Source organism: Mycobacterium asiaticum (assembly GCF_001673315.1).
In the GTDB taxonomy this organism is placed as follows: Bacteria; Actinomycetota; Actinomycetes; order Mycobacteriales; family Mycobacteriaceae; genus Mycobacterium; species Mycobacterium asiaticum_B.
Window position 1 is genome coordinate 57,549 of the sequence record NZ_LZLQ01000038.1, and the last position, 14,566, is coordinate 72,114.

The 14,566-nt window shown below is 63.4% G+C and carries 14 protein-coding genes; 7 read left to right on the plus strand and 7 right to left on the minus strand.

What is annotated here, in order from left to right:
• Positions 1–16: 16 nt before the first annotated feature.
• Both A5636_RS06685 and A5636_RS06690 read right to left on the minus strand, forming a co-directional pair.
• Positions 17–823, minus strand: coding sequence for an enoyl-CoA hydratase/isomerase family protein (locus A5636_RS06685; protein WP_065157912.1), 807 nt, complete (start codon positions 821–823; stop codon positions 17–19).
• Positions 824–831: 8 nt separating this feature from the next.
• Positions 832–2,091 carry a hypothetical protein gene (locus A5636_RS06690; RefSeq protein ID WP_065157913.1) on the minus strand — a complete coding sequence of 420 codons (1,260 nt, stop codon included), beginning with the start codon at positions 2,089–2,091 and terminating at the stop codon, positions 832–834.
• 91 nt (positions 2,092–2,182) lie between these two features.
• Between A5636_RS06690 and A5636_RS06695 the strand changes: the two genes are divergently transcribed.
• Positions 2,183–3,007 carry an enoyl-CoA hydratase/isomerase family protein gene (locus tag A5636_RS06695; protein WP_065157914.1) on the plus strand — a complete coding sequence of 275 codons (825 nt, stop codon included), beginning with the start codon at positions 2,183–2,185 and terminating at the stop codon, positions 3,005–3,007.
• 3 nt (positions 3,008–3,010) lie between these two features.
• Here the strand turns inward: A5636_RS06695 and A5636_RS06700 are convergent, their stop codons facing one another.
• Positions 3,011–3,877, minus strand: coding sequence for an SDR family NAD(P)-dependent oxidoreductase (locus tag A5636_RS06700; protein WP_065157915.1), 867 nt, complete (start codon positions 3,875–3,877; stop codon positions 3,011–3,013).
• Between the two features lie 66 nt (positions 3,878–3,943).
• Between A5636_RS06700 and A5636_RS06705 the strand changes: the two genes are divergently transcribed.
• A complete protein-coding gene (locus tag A5636_RS06705) occupies positions 3,944–5,512 on the plus strand; it encodes a class I adenylate-forming enzyme family protein (RefSeq protein WP_065157916.1) in 1,569 nt (522 codons plus the stop codon).
• 104 nt (positions 5,513–5,616) lie between these two features.
• On the opposite strand, the gene A5636_RS06710 is transcribed toward A5636_RS06705, so the two are convergent.
• Together A5636_RS06710 and A5636_RS06715 are read right to left on the minus strand one after the other, a co-directional pair.
• Positions 5,617–6,045: a Zn-ribbon domain-containing OB-fold protein gene (locus A5636_RS06710; protein ID WP_065157917.1), complete on the minus strand. Its 429-nt coding sequence runs from the start codon at positions 6,043–6,045 to the stop codon at positions 5,617–5,619.
• A complete protein-coding gene (locus tag A5636_RS06715) occupies positions 6,045–7,190 on the minus strand; it encodes an acetyl-CoA acetyltransferase (RefSeq protein WP_065157918.1) in 1,146 nt (381 codons plus the stop codon). The genes A5636_RS06710 and A5636_RS06715 overlap by 1 nt, the downstream gene beginning before the upstream one ends.
• Before the next feature lie 40 nt (positions 7,191–7,230).
• Here A5636_RS06715 and A5636_RS06720 point away from each other — a divergent pair, with 40 nt between their 5' ends.
• Genes A5636_RS06720 through A5636_RS06735 form a run of 4 tightly spaced genes read left to right on the plus strand, consistent with a single transcriptional unit; the run spans position 7,231 to position 11,133 of the window.
• A complete protein-coding gene (locus A5636_RS06720) occupies positions 7,231–8,076 on the plus strand; it encodes an HpcH/HpaI aldolase family protein (protein WP_065157919.1) in 846 nt (281 codons plus the stop codon).
• 32 nt (positions 8,077–8,108) lie between these two features.
• On the plus strand, positions 8,109–9,224 hold the full coding sequence (locus A5636_RS06725; RefSeq protein WP_065157920.1) for a TauD/TfdA family dioxygenase: 1,116 nt from the start codon (positions 8,109–8,111) through the stop codon (positions 9,222–9,224).
• Complete coding sequence (locus A5636_RS06730) at positions 9,221–10,312, plus strand: hydroxyacid dehydrogenase (RefSeq protein WP_065157921.1); 1,092 nt, start codon at positions 9,221–9,223, stop codon at positions 10,310–10,312. Before A5636_RS06725 ends, A5636_RS06730 begins: the two co-directional genes overlap by 4 nt.
• Entirely contained in the window at positions 10,309–11,133 is an 825-nt protein-coding gene (locus tag A5636_RS06735; RefSeq protein WP_065157922.1) for an enoyl-CoA hydratase/isomerase family protein, read from the plus strand. Before A5636_RS06730 ends, A5636_RS06735 begins: the two co-directional genes overlap by 4 nt.
• An 18-nt stretch (positions 11,134–11,151) precedes the next feature.
• Here the strand turns inward: A5636_RS06735 and A5636_RS06740 are convergent, their stop codons facing one another.
• Entirely contained in the window at positions 11,152–12,339 is a 1,188-nt protein-coding gene (locus A5636_RS06740; protein ID WP_065157954.1) for an amidohydrolase family protein, read from the minus strand.
• Between the two features lie 191 nt (positions 12,340–12,530).
• Between A5636_RS06740 and A5636_RS06745 the strand changes: the two genes are divergently transcribed.
• Entirely contained in the window at positions 12,531–13,325 is a 795-nt protein-coding gene (locus A5636_RS06745; protein WP_065157923.1) for a TetR/AcrR family transcriptional regulator, read from the plus strand.
• On the opposite strand, the gene A5636_RS06750 is transcribed toward A5636_RS06745, so the two are convergent.
• Complete coding sequence (locus A5636_RS06750; protein ID WP_065157924.1) at positions 13,314–14,474, minus strand: acyl-CoA dehydrogenase family protein; 1,161 nt, start codon at positions 14,472–14,474, stop codon at positions 13,314–13,316. The genes A5636_RS06745 and A5636_RS06750 overlap by 12 nt on opposite strands.
• Between the last annotated feature and the right edge of the window lie 92 nt (positions 14,475–14,566).

Consider the following 14,566-nt stretch of genomic DNA (forward strand, 5'->3'; position numbering starts at 1 on the left):
GAGCGCGTCATTGTTTTCAGCGGCCCTGGAACTTTGCGTCCCGTTTGTCACGGAAGGCCGCCAGGCCCTCCTTGAAATCGTCGCTGCGGCTTGATAACTCCAGCGCCATGGCTTCGTTCTGGAGATGGCGGTCGAGGTCCAGTCCGTTGCCGCTGTGTAGCAGCCACTTGGTGAGCCCCAGGGCAACCGTGGGCGCCTCACCCAGGTTGGTGACGAGTTCCTCTGCGGTAGAGGCCAATTCAACGGGTGCGCAAGTGCGGTGGATGATGCCCCAGTCGGCCGCGGTGGCGCCGGAGATTTCCTCACCGAGCATCAGCAACTGTCGGGTGCGCACCATCCCGATTAGGCGCGGCAGCAGCCAGGCGGCGCCGCTATCGGGTGTGAAGCCGCGGGCCATGAACGGTTCCCAGAACCGGGCGTCCTCGGCGGCCACGCAGAAGTCGGAAGCCAAAGCGATGTGAAATCCCAGGCCGGCCGCCCAGCCGCGGACCACGGCGACGATCGGCACCTGGGTCTCCAGCATCAGCGGGATGAGCCGGTTGGCCTTGTTCGGTAGTCGGCGCTGCGTACTGCCCACTCGCGGTTTGCGCTCGGATTTCGCGTTGTTCGCAATGAGGTCCGAACCTGCGCAGAAGTCCGGACCATCGGCGTCGATGCGGACGACGCGCACCGCCTCGTCGACGCCCGCAGCGGCGAGGTGTTCGATCAATGCGTCAAGCATGGTGTCATTGACGGCATTACGCCGCTCGACCCGGTCCAGGGTGAGGCGAAGAACCGGGCCTTGCTGCTCGGTTCGAAGTCCGGGAACGCTCGCATATGTCATCGCAGCTGTCACCGTTCTGCGAATCCAGCTGATACGGCGGTGAGCAGATCCGTCAGGTTTGTCGCTCCGCCGGGCGGATCGGGCAGCCGGACCGGGCCGCGGTCCCGGCTGGGTAACAGGATGGTCGCGTGTCCCGGTGCGGTGATCTCGTTGCGGTGGTTGGTCGCCGTGAGTTCGACGTCGACCGCGGGGCGTTCGCCTTCGGCAAGGTACTTTCGGGTCACGGTGCCGGTGATGGTGTGCAGATCGCCCACGTAGTTGAACAAGCGGAACTCACAGTCCAGCTTCCACAACCAAGCGTCGTCCCCCATCCAGTCCGTACAGAGGTGGATCAACCACGTCTCACGCATCCGCCCGTAATCGAAAGTGGTGGGGTTTCCGGCATTTCGGGCCGCATCCGGTTCCCAATGCACGCGCTGCTGCGCATCGGGTACGCCATGGTCGTTCGGGGTGTAGAAGCGGGGAATGCGTTGCCGATTGCGCCACGCCAACCGCAGGGGGCGCACCCCGTACATACCGGTGCCCATGCCGACATGCCAGCAGACCATGTCGGTGACGGTGAGCGGTCCCTTGGTCAGTGTGCCGATTCGGTCACCCTCGTTGACGTCCTCCCACCACTGCGGTTCGGCACCACGCGGGCATTCCCGCGCGTAGCTTTCGTCGATCTCGGCAATCTCCTCGGCGGTCCAGGTCTTCAGTTCGATTGACTCGTATTTTTTGCGGTCGCGGGCTTTGCTGCGCTCGGTGCGGATCATGTTGCGGTACTGGCCGCCGAGAATGGTGCCCTCGTCGTCGCGGAAGACTTGCGCCGACCACTCGTGAATCGCCCGATCGGCGAACTCACTACTCTTGTCGAGCGCAGCGACCAGCCCGTTGCGCCTGAATACTCTGTGGTTGGCCCGGAGCGGAGCCCACCACTCCCGTGCGGACGACGCGTAAAACGCATGCACGCCGCGCAGCGGATCGCCTTTGGTCAGCGCCCCATCCTGCTCGGAGAGCTCGGTGACTTCGTCTTCGCCGATCAACGTGTCACCACCAACCAGCGCCGGCGGCGCGATCGATGCACTCCACACCGACTTTGCGGCGTAGTCAGGATCGGTCCACATGGGATTGGCGTCACCGTAAGCTTCGGCGACGTGGCGGAAAGTGTCTTCGTTGGGGCGGATGTAGTGCGGTGGCTGGGTGTGCGGAACGGCGATGCCTATGGTGGCGCGCAACCTGGCCAGCCCCTCATCGGTGATTCGGCCCGGTTCAGAGGAGCGAGTCACGGCGCGCCTCCTCAGTTCCGGCGAATATCGTGGCCTGGACAAGTGTGGAAATTAAGATACCCGAAAAGCGGAAACGCCGTTAACGGCAGGGGTGAGTGAGTTGAGCAAGGAGCAGCCAGGGATCCTGGAGTCGGTAGGTTCAGACGGTGTCTGCCGCATCACCATCGACCGCCCCAATGTGGGAAATTCGTTGTCACCGTTGGCTCGTGACACCCTGACCGAGGCTTTCCAACGTGCTGGCGACGACCGAGCGGTGCGTGCGGTGTTACTGGGCGCGACTGGGCAGCGGCACTTCTGCGCGGGGGCGGGGTTGCCCGTTGAATCTGCGCCCGGGCCGCCGGTCGCCGACAAGCGGTCAGGGGACGTCGCTCGGATGCTGCAGAACGGCTGGCAGCGCTTGGTCTCATCGATCCTCGACTGCGATAAGCCGGTGATCGCTGCGGTGAAGGGCACCGCAGCTGGGGCAGGACTCAGTCTGGTTCTCGCCTGCGATCTCGTCGTGATGTCAACGGAGGCAAAGCTTGTTGCGGCCTTCGTGCACCGCGGTGTGCTTCCCGACTCCGGGGCTATCCATCTGCTGACGAGGATCGTGGGCCTGCGCAAAGCCACGGAGTTGTTGATGCTCGGTGAGCCCGTCGACGCAGCCAGCTGTGAGCGGTTGGGGCTGGTGAATCGCGTGGTCACACCGGAGGTTACCGATGCTGTCGCCGGGGAGTTGGCCGGCCGGCTTGCGGCCGGCCCTACGTTGATGCTCGGGCACACCAAGCGACTGTTGTTGGTGTCCTCGGAGTCCGGCCGCGACCGAGCTTTCGAACAGGAGGCATGGGCGCAGGAGGCCGTATCGCGCACCGCCGACCTTCAGGAAGGTCTGCAGTCGTTCGCGGAGCGCCGCGAACCGCGATTCCGGGGCCGCTGAATTTCATTCCTTGGCCGGCCCACCGCGGATCGTGAACGTCGTGGCATCCTCGATCTCCTCGATCGCCTCAGCGACGGATTCTGCAGTGAGCGAGGTGTTCTCGACCCCTTTGGTCACGCCGATGAATACCCGTCTGACCTTGCCCGCTCCCACCGAATAGATGTGAGCGGTGCGGTCGCAGTCGCGATGCGACAGGTAAACCACGACCGGCGTCACCAACTCAGGATCCATAGCCTTACCGGCTTCGCCCATGATCGTCTCGGTCATGCGCGTCCGTGCGATGGGCGCGACCGCGTTGATCGCGATGCCGTTGCGCGCTCCTTCGATGGCGAGCACGTGCATCATGCCGACGAGCCCCATCTTGGCAGCCCCGTAATTGGCCTGCCCGAAGTTCCCGAACAAGCCGGTACCCGAGGTCGTTTGGACTATCCGTCCATAGTTCTGCTCGCGCATGACCGGCCAAACCGCGCGGGTGACGTGGAACGCCCCGGACAGGTGAACTGAAATGACCGCTTCCACCTGCTCGGCGGTCATGTTCTTGAATGCCGCATCACGCAGGATTCCCGCGTTGTTGATGAGAATGTCGACCTGTCCGAAGGTGTCCAGGGCGGCCGCCACGATGGCCGCGCCGCCCTCCTCGGTGGCGACCGAGTCGCCGTTGGCGATCGCCGTGCCGCCCGCCGACGCGATCTCGTCGACTACTGCCTGCGCGGCCGATATTGACGCACCGGTGCCGTCCACTGCACTGCCCAGGTCGTTGACCACCACGCGCGCGCCCCGGCGGGCGAGTTCGAGGGCGTGACAGCGGCCGAGGCCGCCGCCTGCACCGGTGACAATGGCTACTTCATTATCGAAATTCATTGACGGCATGGTGAGAGGTTACATTTACTCTCAGTGAGAACCATCGTTTGCATAGGAGGGCATCTGAGGACATCGATGAGCGGCGTGCCCGCGCTGTTGCAGTGTGCGCAGCGGCGAGTCGCGGTATTGCGGGAGCAATACCGCGAGGCAGGCTGGTGGTCGGGTCAGCCCGTCGACGTCGTTCGTGCCGCCGCGGCACGACATCCGGAGAAGCTGGCTCTACGCACCCGGGGGGCGGAGTTCAGCTATGCCGAACTCGACGCGCGCATCGATGCGGCCTGTGGCGCTTTGGCGGCTTCGGGCGTCGGGGCCTCGACACCAACCGTTGTGGTCGTGGGTAACGACGTGGATTCAGTGGTTGCCGTCCATGCGGCGTTGCGCCTCGATGCCGTGGTCCTGCTGGTCCCTCGCAGTGCCGGCGAGGCGCAGGTGGCCGACATCATTGCGCGCACGGGAGCTGAGCTCGGTGTTGCGCCGAATTGGCCTGCGGCCCAGCGGAAAGTGATGTCCGAACCATTCGCATGGATCGCGTTGGACACCAATTACCCACCGCAGACTTCGTACCGGCCCCAGCGTGCGGCCGACGAGCCCTGCGTCGTGCTCTACACGTCGGGAACCACCTCGGCACCCAAGGGTGTCGTCCACTCGCAGAGCACGCTGATGAAGGCGTCGTCGAATTACATCGGGGCGGCCGGACTCGGGTCGGCAGACCGGATCTTTCTTATCAGTCCGCTCGCCTCGGTGACCGGAGTGCTGCAGGCATTGGTCATCGCGCCGATGCTCTGCGCGCCCGTCGTCCTCGAGTCCAACTGGCATGCCGCCGAAACCTGCGAGCTGCTGGTTTCGTCGGATGCGACTTGGTACGGCGGACCCGATCGCTTGCTGGACAGGCTGCTCGACGAGGCGGTGGCGCGTGGACTGGACGTGCCACTGCAGGCGGTGTATTTGGGCGGGACCATGCTGGACCGGCGGATCCTCACGCGCATCGAAGACGATTTCGGGATCATTGTGATGCGCGCCTACGGTTCGTCCGAAGTACCAGTGAGCACCTCTGGTCTGCGGTCGGAGTCGGCGGACGTGCGTCACGCCGACGACGGCGTCGCGTTGGAGGATGTCGAGGTAAAAGTCGGATCTGCAACAGATCCGACCGAGTGCTGTATTCGGGGGCCGCATATGTTCCTCGGGTACACCGACGCCGATGACGACGCACGGGCGTTCGATGGCGACTGGTTTCGCACCGGTGACGTGGCCGAAATGTCGCGAGGCCGGGTGCGCATTGTCGGGCGACTGAAGGACATCATCATTCGCAACGGGCTGAAGATCGCGGCGGCCGAGGTGGAGGAGGCCGTCGCCAGGATCGCCGGGGTGCGCGAGTGCGCGGCCTACCCGGTGGCCGACGCCACGACCGGCGAACGACTCGCCGTAGCCATGGTGCTCGACGCCCACATCGACATGCCGCTTGCGAAGGTCACCGACGCGCTCATCTCGGCGGGCCTGCCCAAGTACAAGTTGCCCGAGGAACTGGTGTTCTGGAACGAGCCGCTGCCGGTCAATGCCAACGGCAAGGTTGAGCGCAACAAGCTCGCTGCGCGCTCGGCGGGCCGGACGCGGGTGCTTGCCGACCGCCTCGCCGCAACTGGCTGAGCGTCAGCGGTCTGAGTTGCCAGCCGTATTCGTGGTCAGCTTGCTCGACGGATCCTGCGGCTCGGCCATATGGTCTCCGACACTGATCGGGATGTCTACTTTGTTCATCCCTGTTCAACACCTGCTGCGACCGGCCGGAAGAACGGGACGATGAAGCCGTCACCGTCATCGCGGAAGGCGATGGTGAGTTCCATATCGGCACATAGGCTTTCGTCCGCGCAGCCTTCAATGACCGTCATCAGCCGTGGCCCCTCGGTGAGATCCACCATTGCCACCACGTACGGCGTCCGCGTATCGAAGGGGGCCGCATTCTGGTGCACCACGGTCCACGTGTACAGCCGTGCCCGCCCGGACGCCGGTGCCAGCGCGACGTCCTCGCTCCAACAGTGTGGGCAGAACGGACGCACATATAGCGAATTCTGGCCGCACCCCGAACAGGCGTTGATCATAAGTCGGCGATCCTGGATGGCCTGCCACCACGATTCGCTGTCGCAGTCGATGGTGGGCCGGTTCGCGCCCACCGGCACGTCCATCATTGCCTCCCGAGGATCATCGTCGCGCTGTGGGTGAAGAATCCGCCCATCGCATGCACGCATGCCAGACGCGCGTCGTCAACCTGTCTGGGCCCGCATTCCCCGCGAAGCTGTCGGGTCGCTTCGACCATGAGGAACATTCCCCGCATACCCGGATGGCAGGAGGCCAGACCGCCACCGTCGGTGTTGGTCGGTAACGCCCCACCCGGACGCAGCACACCCGATGCGATGAACGGTCCGCCCTCGCCCTTGGCGCAGAAGCCCAAGTCCTCCACCGTGAGTAGCACGGTGGAGGTGAACGAGTCATAAAGCTGACACACGTCGACGTCGGATGGGTCGACGCCGGCTTGCGCGAACGCGCGGGGGCCAGACAGCGCGGCGGCCGACGTGGTGAAGTCGGCCCAATCGCTCATGCTGACATGCGATGCCGCGTCGGCGGCACCGAGAATCCAGACGGGCTCCTTGGCGCAATTCTTCGCCACTCGCTCGCTCGCCAACACGACAGCGCCGCCACCGTCGGTGCGCAGACACACGTGTTTGGAGGTGAAGGGATCGGCCAGCATCGGTGCTGCGGCGACATCCGCGGCCGTTATCCGGTCACGCTCAAAAGCATTGTCGTTCATTGCTGCCCACTCGTGGGCCGCCACCGCGACTTCGGCTAATTGTTCTGCGGTGGTGCCGTATTCGAGCATGTGGCGCCTGGCGGCCATCGCGTACTTTGCGATAAGGGTGGCCCCGTACGGTGCCTCGTACTGCATGGCGCCGCCGGTGGTCATGGCCGCCGCCGATGCTCGCACGCGGCGTTTCACGTCGGAGCGCGCCGTCGATCCGTACGTCAGCAGTGCCACGTCGATCGCGCCGGCGGCAATGGCATTTGCCGCGTGGCCCGCCATTACCTCCCAGGAGGACCCGCCGACGTTGGTTGCGTCGACCCAGGACGGTCGCAGGCCGAGGTACTCGCTCACCTCGATGGGCGGCAGCACAGTCCCATGGCCGCCGAAGCCGTCGATGTCGTTTTTCGTCAAACCGGCGTCGGCGATGGCGCGGCGCGAGGATTGAGCCATCAACGCCATCGCAGTCTTGTCAGGCACCCGTCCACAATCCGACAGGCCGGTCCCCACGATAGCGACCCGGTTCGCTGACATAGGTAATGGTTACCACATTGATAATGCCATTAACGACTTGATGGAACGAACGTTCTCAGTGGGTTACCGTGAGCGTGTGCGGGAACCACTGCGGGAAGCATTACGGGGCGACGGATTGGTTCTTTGCCTGGCGCTGCTGAACGCGCGCACCCCCGACGTCCCGGCGATCGCGGCAGCATGCGGGTACGACGCGGTCTACGTCGACCTCGAGCACACTTCCACGTCGCTGGAGACAGCGGCGATGCTTTGCGCAAGCGCGTTGGGAGCAGGCATCTCGGGACTCGTCCGGGTGCCGTCTCACGATCCGAGTGTCATCGCTCGCGTCATCGACAGCGGCGCGATCGGAATCATTGTGCCGCACGTGAATTCAAAAGATGAAGCGGCAGCCATCGTCGATGCGGCTCGGTTTCCTCCCATCGGACACCGCTCCATCTCCGGGCCGAACGCAGTCAGTGGCTACCAACCGAGGTCACCGGCTGAACTCACCGATGTACTCGAGCGTCGCACGGTGGTGGCGGTCATGATCGAGACGCCGAAAGCGGTCGACGCCGCGGACGCAATCGCCGCTGTCGAGGGTATCGACCTGATACTTCTCGGTCCGAGCGATCTGACGGCCGAAATGGGCATCCACGGCGACTATGAGAATGCCCATTTCCGCGATGCAGTAGAATCGGTCGCGGCGGCTTGTCGTGCACGCGGCGTGGCGCTGGGTATAGCCGGTATCAAGTCCGTTGACCTGCTGAAACGCTTCACAGATCTTGGTCTGCGTTTCATTTCGTCCGGAACGGACGTCGGGATGATGACCGACGCGGCGACGGCCCGCGCACAAGCGTTGCGAGAGCTGGACCGCCGCCCCGAAGGTAGTACCGAAGGCCAACGCCGATAGCCGAAAGCCTCGCCACCACAACAGGAGGACGGATGCCCACCGCGATCTACACCGAGCAAGTTGCCGACCCGATGTCCTGGACTGGCGAAGACTTCTCGAGCAAGGAGGATTTCGCCTTCGACCTGTCGGCCCGCAATGTTGCTGCCTTGGAATCGATCTTGGCCAAGACGTCGAGAAAAGACCGCGACGACATTGCCCCCGACGATGCCCGCCACCCCGATCTTGACGACGATTTGGCGCGGCTGTACCGGGATCTGATGTTTGGTAAAGGCCTGGCGTGCGTGCGCGGGTTCCCGGTCGAACAACACTCGATCGAGGACCTCGAGCGCATCTACTGGGCGTTCTGTACCCATCTCGGTTACCTGGTGTCCAACAACTCGTTCGGGCACCGAATGGTGCGGGTCCAGGAGGAGGTGCTGCCGAACGGCGTGCAGCCGGCCCGTGGCACCAAGTCACGTGCGGAGCTGGCCATGCACAACGACGCCGCCGACATCCTGTCGCTTCTGTGCGTGTATCCGGCGGCCAAGGGCGGTGAAAGCCAGTTCGCGAGCGGCCCGGCGGCGCACAACCGCATCCTCAAAGAGCGACCCGACCTGCTTCCCGTGCTCTATCAGGGGTTTCCGCACCACCGGCGCAGCGAGCAGCCCGATGACCAACCGGACGTGACACCGTACGACGTCCCGGTGTTTTCACAGATCGACGGCAGGATCTGCATAAACTTCACCTACAGCAGCATCCTGCCGGCGATGCACACACTCGGCCGGGAGTTCACGCCCGAACAGACCGAGGCGATCGAACTGCTGCGCAACATTCTTATCGAGCAGCAGGTCGAGTTCCGGCTCGAGTCGGGCGAGGCGGCCGTCGCCAACAACTTCGCGATGTGCCATTCGCGTTCGGACTTCGTCAGCAGCAACGATCCCAAGAAGGCCCGCTGCTTCTTGCGCGCATGGATGGAGGTGCCGCGCGAAGATCGGCGACTGCCGATCGGCCGCGAATACTTCCACATGGAGAACAAGGACCTGCGCCTCGGATATGACATAGTCGCGGGCCGGGACGGCTCGATCGCGCGCAACGACTACAAGAACGTCAACGCCGAACTCGCCGACATGTTCAAGGCGGCCCAGGCGAAGCCCAAACTCAAGCAATGAGCGAAAGAGTAACTGCACAGCTGGTCTACGAGCGATGGACCGATCCCATCGCCGGGGACATCCTCGAGGCGGCCGACATTGACGTCATCAAACTGGACCTGACGGCCCCAACTGAAAGCAACTGGGCGGCAATGGGAGCCGCCCACGGATATCAGGTTGCTACGCGCACTGATGTGGCGCCCGTTGCCCAAGGTGAACAGTGGTTGGTGGGGCCTGCTCTGGTCGAACGCTGTGAGCAGCTGCTGGCCGTCTGCTCGGCGGGCGCCGGGTACGACGTGATCGACGTCGAGGCCTGCACCCGGGCCGGAATCGCGGTGTGCAACAACTCCGGACCCGGCGCAGAGGCCGTCGCCGAGCACGCGCTCGGCTTCATGCTGGACCTTGCCAAGAAGATCACCGTCGCCGACCGTGCGCTACGCAGCGGATCGCTCGGCGACCGCCTGGGCTTAAGGGGCAGTCAACTGCTGGGAAAGACGCTTGGTGTAGTCGGTTTGGGCGCCATCGGCGGGCGCCTGGTGGAGTTGTGCGCGCCCTTCGGGATGGAGATCCTGGCCCACGATCCGTATGTCGACGAAGCGACCGCTCAGCAGCGGGGTGTGACCCTGGTCGAGCTCGGCGAACTGGTCGAGCGCTCCGACTTTGTGCACCTCACTTGCCCCCTCACGGCCGAGACACGCGATCTGTTCGGATCCGAACAGTTCGCCGCGATGAAGCCTTCCGCATTCTTCATCACCACGGCCCGCGGCGCCGTTCACGACGAAGCCGCGCTGTATGACGCCTTGATCACCGGAGCCATTGCAGGGGCGGCCCTTGATGTCTTCCATGAAGAGCCGCCGCGGCCGGACAATCCATTGCTGGGCCTGGCCAATGTCATTGCCACACCGCACGTCGCAGGCATCACCGTGGAAGCCGCCCGTGACATCGCCGTCGCCACCGCGACCCAATGGCAAGTGATCTTCGGGGGCGGGATGCCGCCCCGGCTGCTGAATCCCGATGTATGGCCCCTTTACTGTGCCAGATTCAACGAGATCTTCGGATTTCGTCCCAGCGCCGCAACGGCTTTGAAGAAAGAGAGCCATAGCAGGTGACGAATTACGACACCCTTGAATTCGAGCTGCGGGGTCATACGGCGTGCGTGACCCTCAACCGACCTGAGGTACTCAACGCCATCAATGACGAGATGATCGCGGAGCTTTCCGAGGTATACGCTGAAATCGAACGCTCCCAGGACATCTGGACGGTCATCATCACTGGAGCCGGCCGTGCGCTGTGTGTCGGAGCTGACGTAAACAAGGCTGCCGACCACGACATGGAGAACGCGGCAGGGATCGACAACCAGGGGGAGCCCATCCTCAGCTCGATGCGGCAGTGGGATGCGCCGCAGGAGGCGACGCCGCCCTGGCTTCAGATGACCAAGCCGATCATCTGTGCGGTAAACGGCATCGCTTGTGGCGCCGGGATGGATTTGGTTACCACCGCCGACATCACGATTGCGTCCGAGCGTGCGACGTTGATGGATCCTCATGTCAGCATCGGCGTGAGCTCCGGGCGCGAAGGAGTCAGACTGGCCCGGATCCTGCCGCTGCCGGTGGCGATGCGACTGATCTTGATGGGCAAGCACGAGCGACTCGACGCGCGGCGGGCATACGACTTGGGAGTCTTCACCGAAGTGGTGGCCCACGACCAGCTTATGGATCGGGCGTGGGAGATCGCGGGGATCGTGAATTCGAATGCACCTCTGGCGGTGCGGGGTTCGCGCATGGCCGTGCGCAAAGGGTTGACGCTACCCATTTACGAAGCCGAATTGCTCGCCGAGAACTACCGAATGAAGGTGGCCCTGACAAAGGACGCAATCGAGGGGCCACGTGCCTTCCTAGAGAAGCGCCAGCCAGACTGGAAGGCACTGTAGCGCAGCGCTTAGCGAGGCTTACACCATGCCGAAAAACGTTTTGGCGTTAGTGGACAGCACCTTTCGCTTGGTCTCCTCGTCCAGGCCTTCGGTCGCCTTGTTGGCGACGTCCAGGCTATGCGGCCAGTTGGTGTCGTTGTGGGGGTAGTCCGTCTCGAACATGAGCTGGTCTTCACCGACTAGGTCGAGGATGCGGAAGGCCACCGGGTCGCCGAACGTGGAGAACCAGACGCGGCCGGGCACTTGAGTGCTCGGTGGTTCGGTCAGCAGGGGGTGGATCCCGCCCCACGCCCGCCGGTCCTCCCAGACCTCGTCGACGCGCTGCAGGTAGTAGGGGATCCAGCCCGCTTGCGCCTCGGCGAACGCGAGCTTGAGATTCGGGAATTGCCGGAGCTTGCCCGAGAACAGCCAGTCCACCATGGCAATGGTGCAGTTGACGGCCATCAGCGCGCTGGTGACGACGTGCGGGGAGTCGGGAGAGGACTTCGTGAGTGATGAACTCGACCCGATGTGCAGCATGATGCCCACCTGGTTTCGCTCGCACGCCGCGAAGAACGGGTCCCAGTAGCCGCTGTGAATGGACGGCAGATTCAGACGTGCCGGCAGTTCGGAGAAGCAAATTGCGTGCATGCCGCGGGCGGCCACCCTGTCCACCTCCTTCGCGGCCAGTTCGACGTCCCACAGCGGAATGATGCCAAGCGGGATCAGCCGACCGTTTGAACCGCCGCCCCACTCATCGATCTGAAAGTCGTTGTAGGCCTGAACGCAGAGCTTGGCGAGTTCCTTGTCCTTGCCGTACAGAAAGCGTTGGCCGCAGAACCGGACCAGCGTGTTGGGGAAGCACGCCGAAGCCTCGATGCCCGCGATGTCCATATCGGCGAGCCGGTCAGCGGGACGAAAGCAACCGGGGCGCATTTCGTCGTAGGTGATCGGGTCAGTGGTGAGCTCGTCGAGCTCATAGCCGGCCGCCGCGCTGATGAGCGGGATCGGGATCACCGCATCCTCGTAGTGCCAGATATCCGCGTCGCGACCCTCGTCGTCCTCGACGAAAGCGACATCGGAGGTCACAGATGGATCCATCCGCCCGCGGGTACGAACAATCCGTGGTCCGATATCGCGATAGCGCTCAGGTAGCCGGCTGGTCCACAGATCGGCGGGCTCAACCAAATGGTCGTCTGGAGAGACAATTCGGATGTCTGTGCTCAACGCTGACTCCTTCGATGGCCGGGCCTGCACCTGCGAAACCATCATTACCGAAGACGAGAATCGCCGTTTCCACAGTATCGCATGGCCGCACTACCACCAGCCCGGTACTGCCATGCTTCGATGAAAGGATCAACATGCCGGTGTAGGTAGATTGGGCGAATGTGGCTGGTAACGCGTATTCTCAATCCATCATGACTGCTAAAAAGCGCCCCGGACAGGGCACCGAAGCCAGCCTGGAGATCGTCGATGCCGACCTCGACGAGATGCCGACGAGCTGGCAGGAACGAACGATAGAGCGGCGTCTCTCCGCCGCCCGCGCCCGCGCGCTGGCGCGTAGCTCGAGATTCCTTGCCGCGGCGCTGGAGTTGGTCGAGGAATCTGGGCGCGCCGATTTCACCATCCAGACTTTGATCGATCGCTCCAACCTGAGCCTGCGCGCGTTCTATCAACACTTTGCGGGCAAGGAAGAACTCCTGCTCGCGCTTTACGAGAACGTCACGAGTCAATTCATCGAAGCGATCCGCCATGAAGTTGATATGGCAGATGGCCCTATGGAACAACTCGAGGCGTTCTGTCGCGGATTTCTGTCCCGGGCCGAGTCGTCCGAGGCGATCGGCGGCCGAGTGATGACGATCTACAACCTGAGCCTGGAAATTGAGCGGCCTGCCGACTTCGCGAAGATCTGGGAACCGCACCAGAAGCTGCTCACCAAGATCCTCACCGCATGCTCGCGTGCCGGATTGATCCGAAAAGACTTGACACCAGCGCAGTTGACCACGCTGCTGAACTCGACGCTCATTGCACTTGCCCAAATCGGAGTGTTCCACCTGGGGGTCAAGGGCGCAGGGCTTGCCGAGGACCAGTTATGGGCCTGGTGCAAGCAAGCACTCACACCACCGGCAGATTCCGCCAAGCCGAAGACCATTGCCGCTAAGACCGCGGCGAAGCGAAGCACGGCTCGCAAGCCTCGGAAGCTAACGGGGTAGGCCCAGTCCGCGCTGGGCGATGATAGAGCGCTGCACCTCGCTTGTGCCCGCATAGATTGTGGTGCCCAATGCGAACCGCGTGAGGTATTCGAACCGGCCTTGCTCCGGCGCCGTCGGCTCGAAGTAGCTCCGCGCCGCATCCGGTCCCACCAGCTCCATAATGTCCTGACTGGCGCGCACCAGTGCTTCGGTGCTGAACACTTTGGACATCGGCCCCTCTGCTATCGGGGTCTGGCCGGTCTCGGTCATCCAGACGCATCGACGCAGGAGGAGTCTCGAGACTTCGTCTTCCATTGCCACCCTGGCGATTCGACGCCGTACATCGGTCTTGGCGAGCTGCAGCGTACCGTCGTCAGCTTCGGTGGTCGCGGCCCACTGCTCGGCATGCTGCAGCAGCCGAGAAAGATGCGGACCCCACCCGGAGGCGTGCTCATCCTGCAGCGACAGCCCCATCACCTGCCAGCCGTCGTCGACATCGCCGACCCGCCACTCGTCTGAAATGCGGACGTCGCTGTAAAAGGTGATGTTGGTGCGTTCGCCAGAAAGGGTCCATACCGCTTGCGCTTCGAATCCCGCGGAGTTGCGGGGGACGAGGAACATGGTGAGCCCCTTGTGTTTGGGCTTGTCGGGACTCGTGCGTGCCAGTAGGAACACGTAGTCGGCGATGTGACCGTTTGTGGTGAACATCTTGGAGCCGTTGATGACCCATTGATCACCGTCGCGCACGGCCTTCGTGGTCGCCGCCGCGACATCCGAACCGCATTCGGGCTCGGTGAAGCCAAGTGCGATGGTGATATCGCCCTTCATAGCACCGCGAAGGATGCGGTCCTTCATCTCCGGTGTACCGACATCGCGGATGATCGACGCCACCATCCGAGTGGTCTCCGACAGGTACATGGGTGCTTCTGCTCGCATGAGTTCTTCTCGAAGCACCTGCTCGTCCCACGCATCGCGGTTCTGGCCGCCGAATTCGGCCGCCCAGCTCGGGGCGAAATATCCTTCATTCACCAGCCCGTCGGCGAAACCGTCGTCATGTGAAACGCCGCTGCGGTAGATACGCTCCTCGGACTCGGGCGTCATCACTTTCGCAAGGTAGCTGCGAACTCCGTCGCGGTATGCCTCGGTATCGGGGTCGAGCTGAAAGTGCATGGATGAGAACCAATCTGTCGCACAGCAGGCATGGGCTGCCCGGGCGATAATGATACTCTCATTTATGAGAGTAACGATATCCGCACGTGATG